A 20,097-nucleotide genomic window follows, 5' to 3' on the forward strand; every position below is an offset into this window, starting at 1 on the left:
ATTGCAAAATTACTAAACTAAGTTTACAATATTAGTTTTGGAAGTTTTTAAAAGTGCCATCCGAATAAAAGATAACAATCCGTTCAATATGTTTTCCATCATTAGATTCTAAATTTAACTTGGTTTGGATATCTAAAGGGATTTCTTTTTTTTTCGAATCTTCTTGATGTAATATGTTATTTGAAGCAGGGAACGAGCCTTTTCCATTTAACAACCAATATAATTCTACTTCGGGATAGGTTGACAAAATTTTCAAAACAAAATCTAAACTAGGTTTGTTTCTTCCTGAAAGAATATGGGAAATACTCGAGCGTTGTACGCCTACTTTTTCAGCAAAAGAAGACGCAGATTCTCCATAAAAGTCAATAATCTTTTGTAGTCTTTTAGTAAAATCCTCGCTGTTTATCATTGTAAACCATTGAAATGAATTATGGTTTTACAAATGTAAATATATATATTTAAAATTCATAAACAATCTTAAACAATATGCTATTTGTATAAATAAAAACTTTACGTAATAGTATTTAATATTCTGAAATATACATAATTACACTTATTTTTTCATAAAGTACTTTTCCGTAGTGTTACCAATGTATTAAACAGTGTTTTTTTGTTTAATAATGTAAACGATTGTAGGGTTTATTTTTGTTTACAAATGTAAAATTGTATTTGTTTACATTTGTAGAATAATTATTTTTAATGAAAGTAGAAGCTATTCAAATACTGTTTTCTAGATTTAAAGAAAGCACATTATATCATAGGTATATCACCAACAATCACATAGAACCTCTTATAAAAAAATGGGGGAATTTGGTAGATGTTAAAATTATAGGACACTCTGTTTTAAACAGTCCTATTCATGCTGTTAAAGTTGGTACAGGTCCAAAAAAGATACTCATGTGGTCTCAAATGCACGGAAATGAATCCACCACCACGAAGGCTATTTTCGATCTTTTGAATACTTTTCTTTCTGAAGATCAATCAGTAAAACGCATATTAGACACTTGTACTATATGCATCATTCCTATATTAAACCCAGATGGAGCTTTAGCTTACACTAGGGTCAATGCTAATAACGTGGATTTAAATAGGGATGCACAATTAAGAACGCAACCGGAAAGCAAGATTTTAAGAGCTGTTTTTGAAGATTTTAATCCGGATTTTTGTTATAATCTTCATGGGCAACGCACTATTTTTAGTGCTGGTAAAACCAATAAACCAGCAACAGTATCTTTTTTGGCTCCGGCACAAGATGAATTATGTGCTGTAACATCCAATAGGATGATTGCTATGGAGGTTATTGGCAAAATGAATGAAGCTCTTCAGCAAGTAATTCCAAATCAAGTAGGGGTATATGATGATGCTTTTAATTTAAATTGTGTCGGGGATACGTTTCAAAGTGAAAACATTCCAACGATATTATTTGAAGCGGGGCATTATTTTGATGACTATGAGCGAGAACATACCAGAAAATATATCTATATTTCTTTATTAACATCTTTATGTTATATATCCGAGGGCGATGTAGATGGCAGTTTGTATAAATCTTATTTTAATATTCCTGAAAATGATAAATGTTTTTTAGATGTTATTATTAGAAATGCGAAATTGAAAATGCATTCAGATACAACAGATATAGGTATTCAATATCAAGAGCGATTAATTGATGGAGTCGTTAAATTTGTTCCTAAAATTGAAAAAATTGAAAATTTAGATTTGTATTATGGTCATAAAGAGATTAATGCTAATAGCGATTTAGTATTGGATACTCATTTTAATACTATTGAACTGAACTACGAAAACGATTTCGTAATGATAAATAATAAAAAAACATCAATATTATCGAAATAAAATGATGTAATTATGCCTTATTATTGATGAAAATGTATTAATTTTGGTTTTTAATTAAGAATAATTAATTATGGGGAAAATTAAATTAGACGAAATCGATCACCAAATTCTTGATATGTTAATAGATAACACTAGAATTCCTTTTACAGATATAGCAAAGAAACTTTTAATATCAGCTGGAACGGTACATGTACGTGTGAAAAAAATGGAAGAATCAGGTATTATAAAAGGATCTTCTTTAACTTTAGATTACAAAAAGCTGGGGTATTCATTTATTGCATATGTTGGCATATTTTTAAACAACACCTCTCAAACAAAGTTTGTATTAGAACGTGTTAATGAAATCCCTTTTGTTACTGTTGCTCATATAACTACTGGCAAATTCAATATATTTTGCAAAATTAGAGCAAGAAGTACGGAACATGCTAAAGAGGTTATTTTTAAATTAGATGATATAGAAGGGGTTTACAGAACAGAAACCATGATTTCTCTTGAAGAAAGTATCAATGACAAAAAACGTTTGATGCATTCCATTTTTAATGAAATGTAAAAACCACTCATATATAATAAAAAAGCCCTTTATTTAAAGGGTTTTTTTGTGTAAAAACTTAATCATAATCTCCCACTAACATTCTGTTTTATAACTCCTTTCACATCGTATAAGACACCAATCGGTTTTAATAAAGATTTTAAGTCTAAATTTTGAAATTCACTATGTGCTACTGTGAGTATGATAGCATCAAAAATCGTTTTAGGCAAAATTTTTGTAGTTTCAAGCCCATACTCGAGTTCAACTTCTTCTGGATTTGCCCATGGATCAAAAATAGTTACATCAATTCCATAGCCTTTAATTTCGGTAACAATATCGACTACTTTTGTGTTTCTAACATCTGGACAATTTTCCTTAAAAGTAAAGCCTAGAATTAGTATTTTAGAATCCTTTAGAGCTATCTCTTTTTGTAGCATGAGTTTAATAACTTGTGATACAACATATAAGCTCATGCCATCATTAACACGTCTTCCTGCCAATATTATTTCAGGATGATGACCAACTGCTATAGACTTTTGAGCTAAGTAGTATGGGTCTACACCAATGCAATGGCCACCTACCAAACCTGGTTTGAATGGTAAGAAGTTCCATTTTGTACTGGCAGCTTCTAATACTTCATGCGTGTCTATACCTAAAAGATTGAAGATTTTAGCTAACTCGTTTACAAATGCAATATTTATATCTCTTTGTGAATTTTCTATAACTTTGGCCGCTTCAGCAACTTTTATGGATGGAGCCAAATAGGTTCCAGCAGTTATAACACTTGCGTATAATTCATTGATTTTTTTTCCTGTTTCAGGAGTGGATCCAGAAGTTACTTTTAATATCTTATCTACAGTATGCAATTTGTCACCAGGGTTTATTCGTTCGGGGGAATAACCTACATAAAAATCTATGTTAAATTTGAGGTTGCTTAATGTCTCTAATATAGGGACGCATTCTTCTTCGGTAGCTCCAGGATAAACAGTTGATTCATAAATGACGATATCATTCTTTTTAAGAACACTCCCAACGGTTTCACTGGATTTGAACAAGGGGTTTAAATTAGGTCTATTATTTTTATCTATAGGTGTAGGTACTGTTACAATATAATAATTGCAATCTTTAATATCTTTTATGTTAAATGAGCAAAGCAAACCAATATCATTATTTGGTTTTTTCTTTAATACTGACAGTAGCATATCCGCTTCAATTTCTTGAGTATTATCTATGCCTTTAAGTAGTTGAGAAATTCTTTTTTCATTAATATCAAAACCCACGACATTGTATTTTGTTGCAAACAGGCGTGCTAACGGTAAACCGACATACCCCAGACCAATAACGGCAATTTTTATATTCTTCATAATTATTTTATGGTAATTATCTTAAGTGTTCCCAATACCAAGAAATAGCTTCTTTTAAGCCAGTACTAATATCGTATTTAGGATGGTAATTTAGTAACTGTTTTGCTTTATCAATGGATGCTAACGAGTGGGGGATATCTCCAATTCTGTTATTAGTATGTTTTATTTCTATGTTTTTAATTTCGGAATCAAAATCAGATAGATAATCTTTCAATAAATGTACCAATTCTAAAAGCGTTGTTCTCTGTCCGTAAGCAACATTATATATAGTATTCAATGCCTTTTTATTCTCAATAGTTAAGGCATTTATATTCATTTGTACAACATTATTTATATATGTAAAGTCTCTAGAATAACTTCCATCTCCATTTATAACGGGAGACTCATGATTTATAAGTTGTTTTACAAATTTTGGAATTACAGCAGCGTAAGCTCCATCAGGGTCTTGTCTTTTACCAAAAACATTAAAATACCTAAGACCAATAGTGTCAAATTTATAGGTATTATAAAAAATCTCAGCATATAATTCATTTACATATTTTGTAATAGCGTAAGGAGATAAGGGCTTTCCAATAACATCCTCTGTTTTAGGGAGTGCTTTATGGTCGCCGTAAGTTGAGGAACTGGCTGCATAAATAAACCTTTTAACACCGGCATCTTTTGATGCCACTAGCATATTGAGAAAACCAGAGATATTTACTTCATTCGTAGTGATGGGATCTATAATGGATCGTGGCACAGAACCTAAAGCAGCTTGATGCAGTACATAATCAATGTTTTTACAAGCATTCTGGCAATCAACAAAATTTCTTATATCTCCTTCTATAAGTGTAAAATTGGATATTGATAAAAATGGCTTGATATTTTCTATTTTACCTGTAGAAAAATTATCTAAGCATACTACGTTACTGCTTTTTAATAACATTTCACATAAATTAGAACCAATAAATCCAGCTCCTCCAGTAATTAGAATTCTTTTCCCTTTTAATGCCTCTAATTGTTGATAAGTCATTTAAATTTAAATTTTGCTTAATTAATATTAGTAAAATGAAAAAATATATTAAGCAAAGTTAACTAATTAAGTCGGCTTTTACTTTTGTTTATAAATTGAAATAATATGTGATTTATACCCCATAATAAAAATCTCAATATTGTAATATTCACAATTATATTACTTTTAAGACATAAAGTAGTAGGTAATATTTGGGGATTATGCATATAATCGTCTTTTTTTTTATTGAATAACAAAAAAAAGGTATTTAACCGATTTTAATTACTCTTTTAGCGAATTAACTTAATTCTTCTCTTTTCACACTAAAACAATTACTAAATTTACATTGTTAAACGAAAAATTAAATTGATTAATAGCTGTAAATTAATTTAAAATTTAATGTCTAAAATGATTTAAAAAAGATATACATTTAAAACTCTTCCCTCAAAAATTAATGTACTTCTGAAAATTATTGTGATTATTAAATGTAATGTATGGTTATTAATTAGTGAAATTTGATTTTTGTTTATCCACGAAGGGGATCTTCAAAAACATTTTAATTATTTGATTGTTAATTGGATGAATCTCCAATATAATGACCTGAAAATTATAGTATGTTGACTAAAACAAAAATATATTTATCATTACCGCATATGGGAGACTCAGAACAAAAATTTGTTAACGAAGCCTTAAATGCCAATTGGATTTCTTTTTTTGTTTCTAACATAGAAGGTTTTGTAAAAGGACTTTGTTTGACTAGTGCTTCATATTTAATGCAAAATGATTTATATAGAATTCTCAATATTATCACAAAAACCCCAAGTTTATGATAAAGAAATACTTTACCAATCATTCGAAAAAACATGCATCCAAATGGATGGTGTTTGCTATAGATATAGCCATTGTATTATTGGCGTTTTCTATATCTTATATAATAAGATTTAATTTTAGGCTAAATTTCGATTTAAATCAATTTCTTATACAAATTCCTTTTGTATTGGCATGTACCGCCGTTAGCTTTTTGTTTTTTAAATCATTTAGAAGTGTAATAAGATATACAGCATTTTCTGATATTGTTAATTTGTTTAAGTCTGTTGTATTCATGACGACCTTAACCGCTTTGTCTGTTTTTATAAATAACGAGGTAAATTTAATTAATGGTTTTACAATTCCATTATCAATATTGGTAATACATTCCTTATTAAGTTTTGTTTTGTTAAGCACTAGCAGATTATTGTTTAAAATGTATTTTAATTATTTTAATAATAAGTATATATCATCGAAAAGAGTGCTTATTTACGGAACGGATGATTCGGCTGTGATTACCTATAATGCATTAATTAATAGTACAGTACAAAGGTTTAATGTTCTAGGATTCATTGATGACAACGTTTTAAATAAAGGAAAATCTATAAATGGCATATCAATTTTACCATTAAACAAAATAAATAAAGAATTCATCAAATCTTTTGACATTGACGAAATTATAATATCCATAGAAGATATTGATGAAAATAGGTGTCTGATTTTAAAGGCATTAAATATCAAACTAACTAAAGTTCCGTCTTTGGAATCTTGGGTTAGTGGAGATTTTACTTTTAATAAAACCAAAAAAATTCAAATTGAAGATTTATTGGGAAGAACGCAAATAAAAATAAACAACACGAATGTTGCAAAAGAATTTGTTGGAGAGACGCTGTTAATAACAGGTGCTACTGGTTCTATTGGTAAAGAGTTGGTTAGAGAACTTATTAATTTTGATGTAAAAAAGTTGATTTTAATAGATCATTCAGAATCCGCACTGTATGATTTGCAGCTAGATTTAAAACTAAAAGGAAAACATAATTTTGTAGCTGTTGTGGCGGATATTAGCGATAGTTTAAGAATTGACATGCTTTTTCAAGAGTATAAACCTACTTTTGTTTTTCATACAGCTGAATATAAGCATGAACAGTTAATGGAAAAGTCGCCATACGAAGCTATTAAAATAAATGTCAATGGTACTAAGTTTTTAGCAGACGCATCATCGAGGTATCATGTGAAAAAATTTGTATTTGTATCATCTGATAAAGCCATAAATCCAACCAGTTCAATTGGGGTTACAAAGCGATTGGCCGAACTTTATATAACCTGTTTGCAAAAAGAAAGTAAGACGAAATTTGTAATAACCCGTTTTGGCAATGTAATGGGCTCTAAAAACTCACTAATTTCTGTTTTTGAAAGTCAAATTGAAAATAGGAATCCAATAACTATTGCTCATAAAGAGATGACTAGATTTTTTATGACAATTTTTGAGGCTGTTGAGCTTGTTTTGGAAGCAGCAACCATGGGTAAGGGAGGTGAAATATTTGTGTTTGACACAGGTGAATCCATAAAAATATACAATATTGCCAAAAAAATGATAAATTTGGCAGGTCTAAACTATCCTGAAGACATCGACATAAAAGAAACTGGATTAGCCTTGGGAGAAAAAATTCATGAAGAATTCACGTCTACTATTGAAAGTCCAGCATATACATACCATAAAAAAATATTAATTTTTACTTCATTGGAACTTAATCATGCTAAAATAAAATCAGAAATTGAAGAATTGTGTTTTGCTAACCGTTTTCAGCATAATGATATTATGTTGAAGATGAAGCAATTAATCCCTGAAAATCAACCTGATAATTCTGAATATGACCGTTTATATAAACGAGTTCAGTCTTATAAAAAAGTAAAAGGCATGTTGCCTGAAAAAAACAATCAAGTAAATATAAATTAATAAATAAATTAGTATTTTCCCCCAAATAATTTTTAATATGAATATTACTTTTTTTAAAAAAGAATTAATTGTTTTATTGTGTTTTAGTTTTATTCTATCATCATGTGTAAGCAAAAAGGAAGTTGTTTATTTTCAAAATGCTAAAAATTTTGAAACTATGGTTGATACTGAAACTTTTAAAGCTAAATTAAAAATTGGAGACATATTAAGTATATATGTTTCTACTATAAATCCTCAAGATGCCGTACCTTATAATATAGTAATACAAAGTGGTAGCATGGGAAGTTTAATTGATTATTTAATTGATGTAGATGGCAACATAGATTACCCTATTTTAGGTAAAGTTAAATTAGTAGGTTTAACCGTAGAGGAAGCAAAAGAATTATTTAAGAAGAAATTCTCTGAGGGACAACTATTAAAGGATCCTGTAATAATTATTAGGGTTTTAAATTTTAGAGTTACTGTAGCAGGCGAAGTGAGATCACCTGGCGTATATCCTGTATCCGGAGAACGAGTATCAATACTCGAAGCATTAGGCTTAGCTGGAGATTTAACTATTAAAGGTAGGCGAGACAATGTATTAGTGGTTAGGGATTTCAATGGTACTAAAACGTATACAAGAGTAGATTTGACTAATAAAGAGGTATTTAATTCTCCTGTATTTTATTTAACCCAAAACGATTACATTTATGTAGAACCTAATAATTCTTCTATTAGTGCGGCTTCTGGTGATTTAAGAATTTCTACAATAATTACAATTACGTCATTTATTTTAACAACTGCTCTTATTTTTGTTACAAGAAATTAATGATGTTTTAGCTAAAAACTCAGGCATATAATTTTTAAAGGATGCTAAAATTGTTTTTAGTGTTTTCTATTATACTGTGTAATAGAGTTTTTTGATTTTTATTTAAAATTAAATTAGAAAGTATAGCAACTTGGTCTTTATTATGGGCATCAGTTGCAACAAAATCTATAAGATTTTCATCTATTAAATAAGTTGCTGTTTTTTCAACATGCTTTCCATAATAATTAGTTAACGAGAGCAAATTTAATTGAAAAAAACAGCCCAACTGTTTAAGTTTATTATAAAAATCTTTATTATTATGATAGTAAGGATATCTTTCTGGATGTGCTAGAATAGGAATGTAACCTCTGGTTTTTATTTTAAATATAATGTCTTCTAAATTAATAGGTGCTTGAAAATAAGACATTTCAACAAGTACATAATTACCTTTTAAAGTAAATAAATTTTTATCTTCTATAAGTTTTTCAAAGTTATAATCCATCATATATTCCGCTGCTGGATTAATTCTTATACTAGATAATAGTTTAGGTTTTAATGCTTCCAATAATTTAAAATAAGAATCCCCTATGGTTTCATCGGTATTGGGATAAAAATCCTCATAGACATGAGGTGTTGGAATAAATTCTTTAATTCCAAGGTCTTTTAATTTATTTATTAAGTTTATGGATTCTTTAATGTTTTTTGCGCCATCATCAATACCAGGCAAAATATGATTATGAATATCGACAAAATCTTCAAGTAAGTCTTTTAGAAATTGTTTTTTAGTAAATACTTGGAGCATAGTATAATATATTTAGTAGGTAAATATTAATATAAAAAAAATCCAGTAATTTACCTCAAATTATTCAGAATAAAACTTAAAAGAATCAATAATGATGGACTCGTCTACCAAACAATCAATTTTTGGTTTTCCTATAGATTCTAACAATACAAAATTTATGTTTCCATGATTGTTTTTCTTATCATATTTAAGAAGTTCAATGATTGATGGATAATCACTTTTTGCTATGTCAACTTTCCCATAATAATTACCGAATAATTGTTTAATACCGTTAGTGGTTTCTTCAGGAAAACCAACTAATTTGGTTGATATATAACTAGCCAAAACAATTCCTATAGCTATGGCTTCCCCATGGAGCAATGATGTTTTATTTGGATTAGTCAAAAAATAAGATTCAATGGCATGGCCTAAAGTATGTCCGTAATTAAGTGTTTTTCTCAAGCCATTTTCATAAGGATCTTCATCTACAACTGCTTTTTTAATTAGTACGGACTCGTAAATTAAATCATCTAAATCATCAATTTTTAATTTTGACAGGTCTTTAAATTTATTCCAATAAGTTTCACTGCTGATTAATCCGTGCTTAAGCATTTCAGCTAAACCAGATTTCATTTGGTTTTGAGGTAAGGTTTGTAAAAAGACGGTGTCAATAAGCACCATATCGGGGTTACTTATAACACCTATTTGATTCTTTAAATTGCCTAAATCCACACCTGTTTTTCCACCAACAGATGCATCAACCATTGATAACAATGAAGTTGGAACATTTATATAAGCAATTCCACGTTTAAATGTACACGCTACAAAGCCACCTAAATCGGTTACAACACCACCACCAACATTTATGAGTAAACTTTTTCTATCGGCATTTAATTCAGAAAGTGAATTCCAAACTCCAACACAAGTGTCAATATTTTTATTGATTTCACCCGCTTCAATTTCTATGATTTCTATACTTGAATTTGTTTCCAGTTTAGCAAGGAAATTTGGTAGGCAATAAGTGTGGGTATTGGTATCAACTAAAATAAATATTTTAGAAAAATTATTATTTTGAATGTATTGATTTAGTGAAGTATAGCATGTTTCATTAAAATGAATGATACAATCGTTTGCAGTAATGGAATTCATCTATAAAAAATGTTTTTTTAATATCAGATAGCTTATAAAATCTTCAATATTTAAATAATTTAATCAATAGAATAATAATTAAATTATAAAAGATATTTTTTTACGAAAAAAAATTTTCACAATTGGGCGAAATTAAGAATTTTTAAGCAAATGAATCCTTAAGAGATAATTATCTTTGCATAAATTTCCCAAAATGATTTCAGAAAAAATTTTCAATAATACAAAAATTGCTTTTTCATTAAAAAGTGATACCGAATTAGAGCGTGCTTATTTTTTATTTAAAATGATATCTATAGAGCCTTTAGTTAAAATTGGAACTGCCGCTACAAACTTTGCATTAAAGGCTCATTTACCTATTGAAGGGCTTATACGCTCGACGGTTTTTGATCACTTTTGTGGAGGTGTAAATGAAGAGGACTGTTTGCCTGTTATTCATAAAATGTTTGAAAAAGGGGTTAGCTCTGTATTGGATTATTCTGTGGAAGGTAAAGAAAGTGAAGCGGAATTTGATTCTGCCATGCAAACTATTTTAAAAATAATTGATTTCGCAAAAGAGATAAAAGCCATTCCGATAGCTGTTTTCAAACCAACAGGCCTTGGTCGTATGTCTCTCTATGAAAAAAAGGGGGCTGGGGATTCATTAACGCCAAAAGAGCAAGAAGAATGGCATAATATTGTTGCTAGATATGACGCTATTTGTAAAAAAGCAAAAGCTAATGATATGGCTGTGTTGATTGATGCGGAAGAAAGTTGGATGCAAGATGCGGCAGATAACTTGGTTACACATATGATGCAAAAATACAATACAGATAAGCCTATTGTTTTTAATACATTACAAATGTATAGGCATGATAGGCTTGAGTTTTTGAAACATCAACATGCATTGGCTAAATCTCAAGGATTTTATTTAGGCTATAAGTTAGTTCGTGGTGCTTATATGGAAAAGGAAAATGACAGAGCTAAGGATCATAATTACAAATCACCCATATGTAAAAGTAAATCTGCCACAGATGAGAATTTTAATAACGGCGTGGAATACATTGTTAAAAACATAGATACCATATCCCTTTTTGCAGGGACACACAATGAAGAAAGCTCTTATTTTTTAATGTCATTAATGAATGAAAACAAATTAGAAAATAATGATGCTCGCGTATGGTTTGGGCAACTGTATGGCATGAGCGATAACATAAGTTTTAATCTGGCTAATAAAGGTTACAATGTAGCCAAATATGTGCCATTTGGACCTGTAAAAGACGTTATGCCCTATTTAATACGCAGAGCTGAAGAAAACACATCTGTAGCTGGTCAAACAGGCAGGGAATTAAATTTAATAAGCAAAGAAAAGCAACGTAGAAAACAAGATTAAATACAGCGAACAAGAATGTCTTTAATTTTTGAAGTACAACTTAGCCTTGAAATATTAGAAATAGGCGAAAGTATCAGTAATACAATTGTAGAAAAACAATGTCAAAACTACGCTTTATCATTCTTTAATGGACATATTTAATAATGTAGCTATGCTATCACAGTTTTCAATGGATAGAATCAGGTTTTTTTCATTGTAATCCCCTTCAATAGTATAAATAGCACAAGGTTTTTTGTGTGTATCGCTTTTAGAAAAATTGACATCTCCTTTTCTAAGAACATCATTTACTGCAGATGTATCCAAGTGATGCGTATTCATAAATAATTGAACATCATCACTGTAAATCATTTCTTTTGAATGTATGTTTTTAAGAACTCGGGCATCTGGACCATAACTACAGGATGCTTTTTTTCCATTTAAAAAGAAGGCTAATATGATTAATCCAATAGAAAATCCACCGAGGTAATACCCAAATCGCTGTAATAATGTCATGTAATGTTTTTAAAAAATGGAAATAGTTATTCTAAAATTTAAAATACTAAGAGGTTAATATCATTATATTTTAAATCAAACCATTCACCAACAGATTTACTTGTTAAAATACCGTGGTAAAAATACAATCCATTTTTTAAACCTTTATCAAATCGTAAAGAATTTTCAATACCACCATCCTCGGCTATTTTTAATAGATATGGAGTGAAAATATTACTAATTGATATAGAGGCTGTTCGTGAATATCGCGCAGGGATATTAGGTACACAATAATGAATAACACCGTGTTTTATAAATGTAGGGCTTTTGTGCGTAGTAACTTCGCTTGTTTCAAAACATCCCCCCATATCAATACTAACATCTATTATAATAGATCTTTTCTTCATGGATTGTACAAGTGTTTCAGACACTATAATGGGAGCTCTATTGTTTCCTCTAACAGCTCCTATAACGACATCGCAACGCTTCAATGCTTTTGTTAAGTTTTTTGGTTGTATTGTAGAGGTGTAAAGTGGTCTGCCTAGATGGGTTTGAATTCTACGTAACTTAGTAATAGAGTTATCGAATATTTTTACATTTGCACCCAATCCCAAAGCGCTCCTTGCAGCAAATTGACCTACCGTTCCCGCACCTAAAATAACCACTTCAATAGGGGGGACGCCACTTATATTTCCAAACATTAAACCATTTCCTTCTACGTCATTTGATAATAATTGAGCGGCTATTAAGACGGATGCCGTGCCTGCAATTTCGCTTAACGATCTTACGGCAGGGTATGAGCCATCTTCATCACGAATAAATTCAAATGCCAAAGCCGTAATGCGCTTAGAAGCTAAAGCTTCAAAGTACTTTTTAGTCTGTGTTTTAATCTGTAATGCCGATATTAGTATGGCTTGAGGATTTAACAGCTTTATTTGTTCTAAACTAGGGGGCTCCACTTTAAGTACCATGGGGCAGGCAAATACTTTTGCGGTATCTTTAGTTATTTCGGCACCAGCTTCGCTATAGTCTCTATCTGTAAAGCTGGCACCATCACCAGCTCCAGATTCCATTAAAACTTTATGGCCATTACTTACAAGAGCAGAAACAGCATCAGGAGTTAAACAAACCCTTTTTTCTTGAAACGCGGTCTCTTTTGGGATTCCAATATATAGTTCTCCTTTACGTTTAAATATTTCAAGTTTTTCTTCTTGAGGCAACAATTGTTGCTTGGTAAAAGGAGATGGTAAATCTGACATTTTTTTTATTTTAAAGAAAAATGAAATTACGAATATTTTTTTTGTTAAATCAACACAAATAAAGAAATATTTCAATAAAAAAAATATAAGAAAAAGTTTCAATATGGATATGTAATTAACTGATAGCTTTTTAAATAAATTATTATAAGTTTGTAATTATAAATGTATTTATGCCGATAAAATCAATAGTTTGTTTGTTCTTTACGATTCCATTTTCTTTGGTTGCGCAAGATTTAACTTTAAGTGGAAAAGTTATAGATGCCAATAATAAGCCTATAGCCTATGCGAATGTTGTTTTGTTAACCGAAGATGATTCTAAAATAATAAGTGGGACAACAACAGGTGATACTGGTTTTTTTAAAATCGATAATCTAAAAAAAGGAAGTTATCACCTGAGAATAACTTATCTAGGTTTTAAAGCATACATGCAAAATATAGCATTGAGTTCTAGTATAAGTCTTGATACTATGGTATTAGAAGAAGACACAGAACAGTTGGAAGGTGTTATGGTAGTAGCAAAAAGACCCACTGTAAAAAGATTGGTTGATAGGTTGGTGTTTGATGTTGAAAATTCTACACTTTCAAATAATAATGTGCTTGATGTTTTAAAATATTCACCGGGGGTTTTTGTTAATGATGGAAAGATAACCGTAAAAAATAGTGAGCCTGTGATTTATATAAACGATAGACGAATACATTTATCATCGTACGAAGTCCAACAACTTTTAGAAGGAACCTCGGCAGCGAACATAAAATCTATAGAAATCATTACAAATCCACCGGCTAACTATGAAGCAGAGGGCGGTGCTGTTATTAATATCATAACAAGCAAAAACATCATCGCTGGCTATAATGGAAGTATTTTTGGAAATTACAAGCAAGGTTTTGAATACCCAAAATATACTGCTGGAACCAGTCATTTTTTTAAAACTGAAAAGCTGAATACCTATATCAATTATAGTGTGAGTCCTCGGAAGGATTTTAGGCATAATGATGAATTTGTTAACTTTTTTGATTCAAATGGAGACGATGCCACCAGTTGGATTACCAATTATAATAGAATCAAAAAATCTTTAGATCATAATATAAACGCTAATATTGATTATGATTTTGACGAGAATAATAGTTTAGGATTCTCATCAAATATGCTTATTTCAACAAGAGAAAACACTAGATTTGATGTTAATTCAATAACTGAGGTATTCCACTCAAGTAAAGTATTAGATTCCTTGTTTGAAACCAATAAATCCTTAGTTAGTGAAACAATCAATTATGCGTTTACATTGGATTATGTTCATAAATTTAAACGAGAAGGAGAGAAGCTTTCCTTAAGTGCTCACCATACCAATTATGATTATTCTGATTATCAAAATGTTGACACAGGTTACTTTTACCCCAATACAGAAACGTCTTTTAGGTACAATAAATTTCAAACATTTTCCAGTCAATACATAAAACTATATACAGTACAGGTTGACTATGAATTACCTATAAATGAATCCTCTCAATTACAAGCGGGAGCTAAAATTTCGAGTATAGATTCAGAAAGTGTTTTGAAACAATATAATTTTGTGAATGGTGATAAGGTTGAAGATTTATTAAATTCGGATACCTTTTTATATGATGAAATGAATTATGCAGCGTATATCTCATATTCTAAAGATTGGGAGCGTTGGAGTTTACAAACTGGATTAAGAACGGAGTATACCAATATCACTGGTAATTCGTTGCTAAATAATGAATTGAACACAAGTGAATACGCAAAATTTTTCCCATCCATTTATATTTTAAATCATCTCAATGAAAATAGCAGCATTTATTTTAATTATAAAAAGCGTATTTCCAGACCGAGATATAGCGAGTTAAACCCTTTTAAATACTATTTTAATGATAATACGTATAGTACAGGCAACCCTAATTTAAAACCTCAAATTGACGATGTTTTTACATTGGGTTACACATTCAATAAAAATTACACATTTGAGCTTTATTATCGCTATGAAAACAATCCCTCTTTAGAAATAGTATTTCAAGAAAATAACAATAACATTTTAAAATATATAAATACAAACATAGATCATAGCATCACTTATGGCTTGGATTTTATCACATATACCAAAATAGCACCACGATGGTATTTATATGGGCTAGCTTCCGTTTTTTATTACGATAATAAATTTTATGCATTAGAAAGCAATAATGAATTGATATCTAATAATAAATGGTCTTTGTATACCCAAATAAATAATTATTTTAGTTTTTTAAAAGATGAAAGTTTGACTTTGGATCTTTCATATACTTATATATCTCCAATAGCAGATGGAGCTAATATAACTAGTGAAAGATTGGGATTAAATGTTAACATTAAAAAAACATTTTGGCAAGGGAAAGCGTCGTTAAATTTAGGTGTCGAAGATATTTTTAATACTCAAAATTTTAGCACTTCTACAAAGTATTTAAATCAAGATGTGTTTCTTAAAACAAAAATGGAAAATAGACTATTTGTATTTGGTTTTAATTATAAATTTGGTAATTCAAAATTAAAAAACAACACTAAAGAAATGGATTTAGAGGAATTGGAAAGACTTACTAAAAAATCATCTAGCTTCTAAAAATATTGTCTAATTCTATCCCAAAAGTTTTTTGGAGATATTTTAAATTCATCCTCTAGTTCTTCCATGGTTTTTGATACTGTATTTATTTCATTGAATATTTTAGCTCTTATTAAATAAATTGAAGGAACAATTATTGCCATAATTGGTATTAAATAAATAAGTTGATTGGAATCAATATATTCAAAATCAGAACCTATAGTGATAAATATTTGATATGAATACATTGAAATTGGAACTAATAATGAATGATACCACCAATGACGACATGTAAAAAACCAAATTATTAAAAGAAGTAAAGGAACTATTTTACTGGTAAGAACCCACATGGATGCATTGGCATCCTGATAAAATCCACTATTATAAGTAAATAAAAAAGTGTTCCAAGTTTTTTTAACTGGAACACTTTCATATAAGTAAAATAAATAAGGTGTTATTGCAATTAATGTAGCAATAATACTTCCTAATATTAAACTCTTCCTATCCTGCTGGTGGAACTTTGATTTTAGCTTTTTCAATTTTTGCTCCATTTGGGCTAGCATTTACTGCTTGAGCTGTAAACAAAATTCCTCCGAAGATTGCGATTGCGATTAAATAATTTTTAGTTTTCATTTCTATAAGGGATTAATTAATTAATACCCAAATTTAGATAAAGCCTAAATCGCAGATTTGATTAAAATGTTAAAATTATGTTAAAAACATTGATTTTTAAAATTTTACCTGTGGATTTACCGTAAAAACACAAAATTTGGAGAAATTATAGTTGTTTATTTTTGGTTGCTCAGCATATTTTTAAGGTTAAACTCGTTTTTGTTATTCAATTTTAATGTTCTAGAATTGTCTGGATTTTGTACCAAATCAATTCGATCATAATATATTGGCACTATACTTTCGATTTTTTCAGGCCATTCAATGAGACACCAATTGTCTGAAAACAAATAATCTTCAATTCCAAAACTATAAGCTTCTTCAATATTTTTAATTCTATAAAGATCGAAATGGTAAATTAATATATTGTCAGCTTCATATTCATTAACTATCGAAAATGTTGGGCTACTAACGTCGTCATTGCTACCCAGTAATTTAACTATGGATTTTATAATGGTTGTTTTACCAGCACCCATATCCCCATAAATTAATATTGTTTTTGTTGTTAAATTGGCAATGAGTTGTTTTGCAACATCATTGATATTTTCAATGTTGTAAATTATTTCCAAGGTTATATAATATGATTACAATAATATAAATAATATTTTAATAAAACTAGTGCAAAATGTATTTTGACGATGTTTTTTGCTTTACATGGATTGTTTGGGATTAAAGACTATAAATGGAATAATCATTTCTTCAAGGGAGATACCTCCATGTTGATAGGTGTTTCTATAATAGCTTACATAGTGGTTATAGTTATTTTGATAAGCTAAAAATATGTCATTCTTAGCAAAAATAAAAGAACTACTCATAGTAATGGAAGGTAAGTGGGCTATTTTAGGATCTTTTACAACATAAACATCTTTAGATTCGTAACTTAAACTTCTGCCTGTTTTATATCTGAGATTTAAACTAGTATCTCTATCTCCTATGACTTTAGACGGATTTTTAACATTAATAGTGCCATGGTCTGTAGTTAATATAAGTTTAAAACCCAGTAGGTGGGCTTGATTGATCATTTCTAATAAAGGTGAGTTTTTAAACCAGCTCAGTGTTAACGATCTATAGGCTTTATCATTAGCCGCTAATTCTTTCACAACATCCATTTCTGTTTTTGAATGTGAAAGCATATCTACAAAATTATATACAACCACAGTTAAATCATTATTTTTTAACGATTTAAAGTTTTCCAATAATTTTTTACCAGATTTTAAATTGGTTATTTTATGGTATTCGTGTGTTAAATGATTCAGTCCAAGCCGTTTCATTTGAGTTTCTAAAAATTCAGCTTCAAATAGGTTTTTACCCCCTTCATCCGTATCATTTTTCCAATACTTTGGAAATAATTTTTCCATATCACTCGGCATTAAGCCTGAAAAAATAGCATTTCTCGCATATTGTGTGGCAGTTGGTAAAATGCTGAAAAAAGCTTCTTCTTTTTCTTTTTTGTAATAGTTGCTAATAATGGGTTCAAAAACTTTCCATTGATCATATCGTAAATTATCAACAACTACTAATAGTGTTGGTTTCTCTTTGCTTAATTCGGGTACTATTTTTTCTTTAAAGAGGGTATGGGACATTATCGGGGCTTCTGCATTTCCCTGAAACCAGTTGGAATAATTTTTTTCTATAAACTTGCCAAATTGGGAGTTGGCTTCAATTTTTTGGGAGTCTAAAATTTCAGCCATGCCAATGTCTTCAATATCTTCAAGTTGAATTTCCCAATAAATAAGTTTTTGGTACAAACTAACCCATTCTTCATAAGAATTTACCATAGCCAATTCCATCGCTATTTTTCTAAATTCCTGTTGATAATTGGAAGTCGTTTTTTCTGAAACTAATCTAGAATGATCTAGATTCTTTTTTAAACTTAATAAAATTTGATTTGGGTTTACAGGTTTTATGAGGTAATCGGCTATTTTATTGCCAATAGCTTCTTCCATGATATATTCTTCTTCACTTTTTGTAATCATGACAACAGGTAAATTATCTCTACGTTCTTTAATTTCATTTAAAGTTTCAAGACCAGTTAAACCTGGCATGTTTTCATCTAAAAAAACAATATCAAAATTTTTATCTTCAAGTATTTCAATCGCTTCCGTGCCACTTTTACATGTAGTGACGGTGTAGTTTTTTTTCTCAAGAAATAAAATGTGTGGTTTTAATAAATCAATTTCATCATCAACCCAAAGTATATTTATGTTATTCATGTATATTTGTTTGTAATAATTAATAAAGATCAAAGTTTGCCGACTAATAACAAACTCAAAATATTAAACGACCCAATTTACGGATTTATTACTATTCCAAATCCTCTTATTTTCGATTTAATACAGCATAGGTATTTTCAACGCTTAAGACGAATTACTCAAATGGGTATGTCTTATCTGGTTTATCCTGGTGCTCATCATACACGCTTCCATCATGCTCTAGGTTGTGTTCATTTAATGCAGCAAGTGGTTAATGTGCTTCGTTTTAAAGGTATTGTCATTTCTAAAGAAGAAGAAGATGCGCTTTATAGTGCTATTTTATTGCATGATATAGGTCATGGCCCTTTCTCTCATGCGATGGAAAATAGTATTGTAAATAATGTGTCTCATGAGCAAATTTCTCTATTATTTATGGAGAAGTTGAATGCTGAATTTAACTCAAGTTTAACGCTAGCCATTAAAATTTTTAAAGGAGATTATCACAGGCCTTTTATGTGTGAACTTATCTCTGGACAATTAGATATGGATAGGGCAGATTATTTAAAGCGAGATAGCTTTTACACGGGTGTTGCTGAAGGCAACATAAACAGTGAACGATTAATTACCATGCTGAATGTGGTAGATGATAAGTTGGTTATTGAGGAAAAAGGTATTTATAGTGTTGAAAAATTTATTGTTGCCAGGCGTTTTATGTATTGGCAAGTCTATTTACATAAAACAGGTTTAGTTGCCGAGCAACTATTAATTAGAACTTTAAAGCGGGCAAAAGAATTAAACAAAATAAAAAAACTCAATACAAGTAAATCACTGGAGTACTTTTTAAACAATGAAATTTCTATTGAAAATTTTAATGATGAGACCTTAGAAATATTTTCTCGATTAGATGATTATGATATTATTTTAGCGCTAAAGGAATGGCAACATCATGACGATTTTGTATTGAGTCATCTATCTGAAATGATAATAAATAGAAACTTGCTGAAAATTAAATTGAAGAATAAAAAAATAAAAGAAGAGGAATTAAAATCACATATTCAGCATGTAATGGACCGATTAAAACTTACAAAGAAAGAAGCTGAATATTTTGTATTTATGGGAGAAATTTCTAATCAAGCCTATCAACTTAATCACCATAGCATTAATATTTTGCATAAATCTGGAAAGATTGAAGATATAGTAAAAGCATCAGACCAGCTTAATGTAAAAGCCTTGGCCAAACCTGTTACAAAATATTTTATATGTTATCCTAAGGAAAAACTTTAGTACATTTTTCCTATTTTTGCCGGATTAAGTAATAAAAAAACAATAA

Annotated in this window: 19 protein-coding genes; 8 read left to right on the forward strand and 11 right to left on the reverse strand. The window is 29.6% G+C overall.

The features are described from left to right. Window positions 1-31 precede the first annotated feature (31 nt). Entirely contained in the window at window positions 32-409 is a 378-nt protein-coding gene (locus DKT72_RS02130; protein ID WP_111307082.1) for a helix-turn-helix domain-containing protein, read from the reverse strand. Window positions 410-699: 290 nt separating this feature from the next. On the opposite strand from DKT72_RS02130, the gene DKT72_RS02135 reads away from it, so the two are divergent. Beyond that, complete coding sequence (locus DKT72_RS02135; RefSeq protein ID WP_111307083.1) at window positions 700-1,851, forward strand: M14 family metallopeptidase; 1,152 nt, start codon at window positions 700-702, stop codon at window positions 1,849-1,851. A 70-nt stretch (window positions 1,852-1,921) separates the two neighbouring features. After that, the gene (locus DKT72_RS02140) at window positions 1,922-2,401 is read left to right on the forward strand and encodes an Lrp/AsnC family transcriptional regulator (protein ID WP_111307084.1); all 480 of its coding nucleotides are present in this window, start codon (window positions 1,922-1,924) and stop codon (window positions 2,399-2,401) included. Window positions 2,402-2,463: 62 nt separating this feature from the next. Here the strand turns inward: DKT72_RS02140 and DKT72_RS02145 are convergent, their stop codons facing one another. Both DKT72_RS02145 and DKT72_RS02150 read right to left on the reverse strand, forming a co-directional pair. Next, entirely contained in the window at window positions 2,464-3,744 is a 1,281-nt protein-coding gene (locus DKT72_RS02145) for a nucleotide sugar dehydrogenase (RefSeq protein WP_111307085.1), read from the reverse strand. 16 nt (window positions 3,745-3,760) lie between these two features. After that, entirely contained in the window at window positions 3,761-4,756 is a 996-nt protein-coding gene (locus DKT72_RS02150; RefSeq protein WP_111307086.1) for an SDR family oxidoreductase, read from the reverse strand. Between the two features lie 593 nt (window positions 4,757-5,349). On the opposite strand from DKT72_RS02150, the gene DKT72_RS18150 reads away from it, so the two are divergent. Genes DKT72_RS18150 through DKT72_RS02160 form a run of 3 tightly spaced genes read left to right on the forward strand, consistent with a single transcriptional unit; the run spans window position 5,350 to window position 8,307 of the window. Next, window positions 5,350-5,565: a hypothetical protein gene (locus DKT72_RS18150; RefSeq protein WP_220628066.1), complete on the forward strand. Its 216-nt coding sequence runs from the start codon at window positions 5,350-5,352 to the stop codon at window positions 5,563-5,565. Then, window positions 5,562-7,499 carry a polysaccharide biosynthesis protein gene (locus DKT72_RS02155; RefSeq protein WP_111307087.1) on the forward strand — a complete coding sequence of 646 codons (1,938 nt, stop codon included), beginning with the start codon at window positions 5,562-5,564 and terminating at the stop codon, window positions 7,497-7,499. Before DKT72_RS18150 ends, DKT72_RS02155 begins: the two co-directional genes overlap by 4 nt. 37 nt (window positions 7,500-7,536) lie before the next feature. Further along, window positions 7,537-8,307, forward strand: coding sequence for a polysaccharide biosynthesis/export family protein (locus tag DKT72_RS02160; RefSeq protein WP_111307088.1), 771 nt, complete (start codon window positions 7,537-7,539; stop codon window positions 8,305-8,307). 34 nt (window positions 8,308-8,341) lie between these two features. On the opposite strand, the gene DKT72_RS02165 is transcribed toward DKT72_RS02160, so the two are convergent. Both DKT72_RS02165 and aroB read right to left on the reverse strand, forming a co-directional pair. After that, window positions 8,342-9,088 (reverse strand): tyrosine-protein phosphatase, encoded by a 747-nt coding sequence (locus DKT72_RS02165; RefSeq protein WP_111307089.1) that lies wholly within the window; start codon window positions 9,086-9,088, stop codon window positions 8,342-8,344. Window positions 9,089-9,148: 60 nt separating this feature from the next. After that, on the reverse strand, window positions 9,149-10,216 hold the full coding sequence (gene aroB / locus DKT72_RS02170; RefSeq protein ID WP_111307090.1) for a 3-dehydroquinate synthase: 1,068 nt from the start codon (window positions 10,214-10,216) through the stop codon (window positions 9,149-9,151). A 193-nt stretch (window positions 10,217-10,409) separates the two neighbouring features. Here aroB and DKT72_RS02175 point away from each other — a divergent pair, with 193 nt between their 5' ends. Continuing rightward, window positions 10,410-11,585, forward strand: coding sequence for a proline dehydrogenase family protein (locus tag DKT72_RS02175; RefSeq protein WP_111307091.1), 1,176 nt, complete (start codon window positions 10,410-10,412; stop codon window positions 11,583-11,585). Window positions 11,586-11,702: 117 nt separating this feature from the next. Here DKT72_RS02175 and DKT72_RS02180 read toward each other — a convergent pair whose 3' ends face one another. Together DKT72_RS02180 and DKT72_RS02185 are read right to left on the reverse strand one after the other, a co-directional pair. Next, window positions 11,703-12,077 carry a DUF4258 domain-containing protein gene (locus DKT72_RS02180; protein WP_111307092.1) on the reverse strand — a complete coding sequence of 125 codons (375 nt, stop codon included), beginning with the start codon at window positions 12,075-12,077 and terminating at the stop codon, window positions 11,703-11,705. Window positions 12,078-12,115: 38 nt separating this feature from the next. Then, window positions 12,116-13,315 (reverse strand): alanine dehydrogenase, encoded by a 1,200-nt coding sequence (locus tag DKT72_RS02185; RefSeq protein WP_111307093.1) that lies wholly within the window; start codon window positions 13,313-13,315, stop codon window positions 12,116-12,118. 170 nt (window positions 13,316-13,485) lie between these two features. Between DKT72_RS02185 and DKT72_RS02190 the strand changes: the two genes are divergently transcribed. Continuing rightward, a complete protein-coding gene (locus DKT72_RS02190) occupies window positions 13,486-15,927 on the forward strand; it encodes an outer membrane beta-barrel family protein (RefSeq protein WP_111307094.1) in 2,442 nt (813 codons plus the stop codon). Here the strand turns inward: DKT72_RS02190 and DKT72_RS02195 are convergent. The 4 genes from DKT72_RS02195 to porX all read right to left on the reverse strand — a co-directional run bounded on the left by DKT72_RS02195 (window position 15,924) and on the right by porX (window position 18,788). Beyond that, complete coding sequence (locus tag DKT72_RS02195; protein ID WP_235841582.1) at window positions 15,924-16,445, reverse strand: hypothetical protein; 522 nt, start codon at window positions 16,443-16,445, stop codon at window positions 15,924-15,926. The genes DKT72_RS02190 and DKT72_RS02195 overlap by 4 nt on opposite strands. Beyond that, on the reverse strand, window positions 16,408-16,539 hold the full coding sequence (locus tag DKT72_RS18580; RefSeq protein ID WP_262510060.1) for a hypothetical protein: 132 nt from the start codon (window positions 16,537-16,539) through the stop codon (window positions 16,408-16,410). The genes DKT72_RS02195 and DKT72_RS18580 overlap by 38 nt, the downstream gene beginning before the upstream one ends. Window positions 16,540-16,694: 155 nt before the next feature. Then, window positions 16,695-17,144: a tRNA (adenosine(37)-N6)-threonylcarbamoyltransferase complex ATPase subunit type 1 TsaE gene (tsaE, locus tag DKT72_RS02200; protein WP_111307096.1), complete on the reverse strand. Its 450-nt coding sequence runs from the start codon at window positions 17,142-17,144 to the stop codon at window positions 16,695-16,697. 81 nt (window positions 17,145-17,225) lie between these two features. After that, complete coding sequence (gene porX, locus DKT72_RS02205; protein ID WP_111307323.1) at window positions 17,226-18,788, reverse strand: T9SS response regulator signal transducer PorX; 1,563 nt, start codon at window positions 18,786-18,788, stop codon at window positions 17,226-17,228. 36 nt (window positions 18,789-18,824) lie between these two features. Here porX and DKT72_RS02210 point away from each other — a divergent pair, with 36 nt between their 5' ends. Next, window positions 18,825-20,051, forward strand: coding sequence for an HD domain-containing protein (locus tag DKT72_RS02210; RefSeq protein ID WP_111307322.1), 1,227 nt, complete (start codon window positions 18,825-18,827; stop codon window positions 20,049-20,051). Window positions 20,052-20,097: the final 46 nt, after the last annotated feature.

This window comes from Confluentibacter sediminis, from assembly GCF_003258355.1.
GTDB lineage: Bacteria > Bacteroidota > Bacteroidia > Flavobacteriales > Flavobacteriaceae > Confluentibacter > Confluentibacter sediminis.

Coding starts and splice junctions, on each gene's coding strand:
- DKT72_RS02130 (WP_111307082.1), bottom strand. CDS start 409: ATGATAAACAGCGAGGATTTTACTAAAAGACTACAAAAGATTATTGAC.
- DKT72_RS02135 (WP_111307083.1), top strand. CDS start 700: ATGAAAGTAGAAGCTATTCAAATACTGTTTTCTAGATTTAAAGAAAGC.
- DKT72_RS02140 (WP_111307084.1), top strand. CDS start 1,922: ATGGGGAAAATTAAATTAGACGAAATCGATCACCAAATTCTTGATATG.
- DKT72_RS02145 (WP_111307085.1), bottom strand. CDS start 3,744: ATGAAGAATATAAAAATTGCCGTTATTGGTCTGGGGTATGTCGGTTTA.
- DKT72_RS02150 (WP_111307086.1), bottom strand. CDS start 4,756: ATGACTTATCAACAATTAGAGGCATTAAAAGGGAAAAGAATTCTAATT.
- DKT72_RS18150 (WP_220628066.1), top strand. CDS start 5,350: ATGTTGACTAAAACAAAAATATATTTATCATTACCGCATATGGGAGAC.
- DKT72_RS02155 (WP_111307087.1), top strand. CDS start 5,562: ATGATAAAGAAATACTTTACCAATCATTCGAAAAAACATGCATCCAAA.
- DKT72_RS02160 (WP_111307088.1), top strand. CDS start 7,537: ATGAATATTACTTTTTTTAAAAAAGAATTAATTGTTTTATTGTGTTTT.
- DKT72_RS02165 (WP_111307089.1), bottom strand. CDS start 9,088: ATGCTCCAAGTATTTACTAAAAAACAATTTCTAAAAGACTTACTTGAA.
- aroB (WP_111307090.1), bottom strand. CDS start 10,216: ATGAATTCCATTACTGCAAACGATTGTATCATTCATTTTAATGAAACA.
- DKT72_RS02175 (WP_111307091.1), top strand. CDS start 10,410: ATGATTTCAGAAAAAATTTTCAATAATACAAAAATTGCTTTTTCATTA.
- DKT72_RS02180 (WP_111307092.1), bottom strand. CDS start 12,077: ATGACATTATTACAGCGATTTGGGTATTACCTCGGTGGATTTTCTATT.
- DKT72_RS02185 (WP_111307093.1), bottom strand. CDS start 13,315: ATGTCAGATTTACCATCTCCTTTTACCAAGCAACAATTGTTGCCTCAA.
- DKT72_RS02190 (WP_111307094.1), top strand. CDS start 13,486: ATGCCGATAAAATCAATAGTTTGTTTGTTCTTTACGATTCCATTTTCT.
- DKT72_RS18580 (WP_262510060.1), bottom strand. CDS start 16,539: ATGAAAACTAAAAATTATTTAATCGCAATCGCAATCTTCGGAGGAATT.
- porX (WP_111307323.1), bottom strand. CDS start 18,788: ATGAATAACATAAATATACTTTGGGTTGATGATGAAATTGATTTATTA.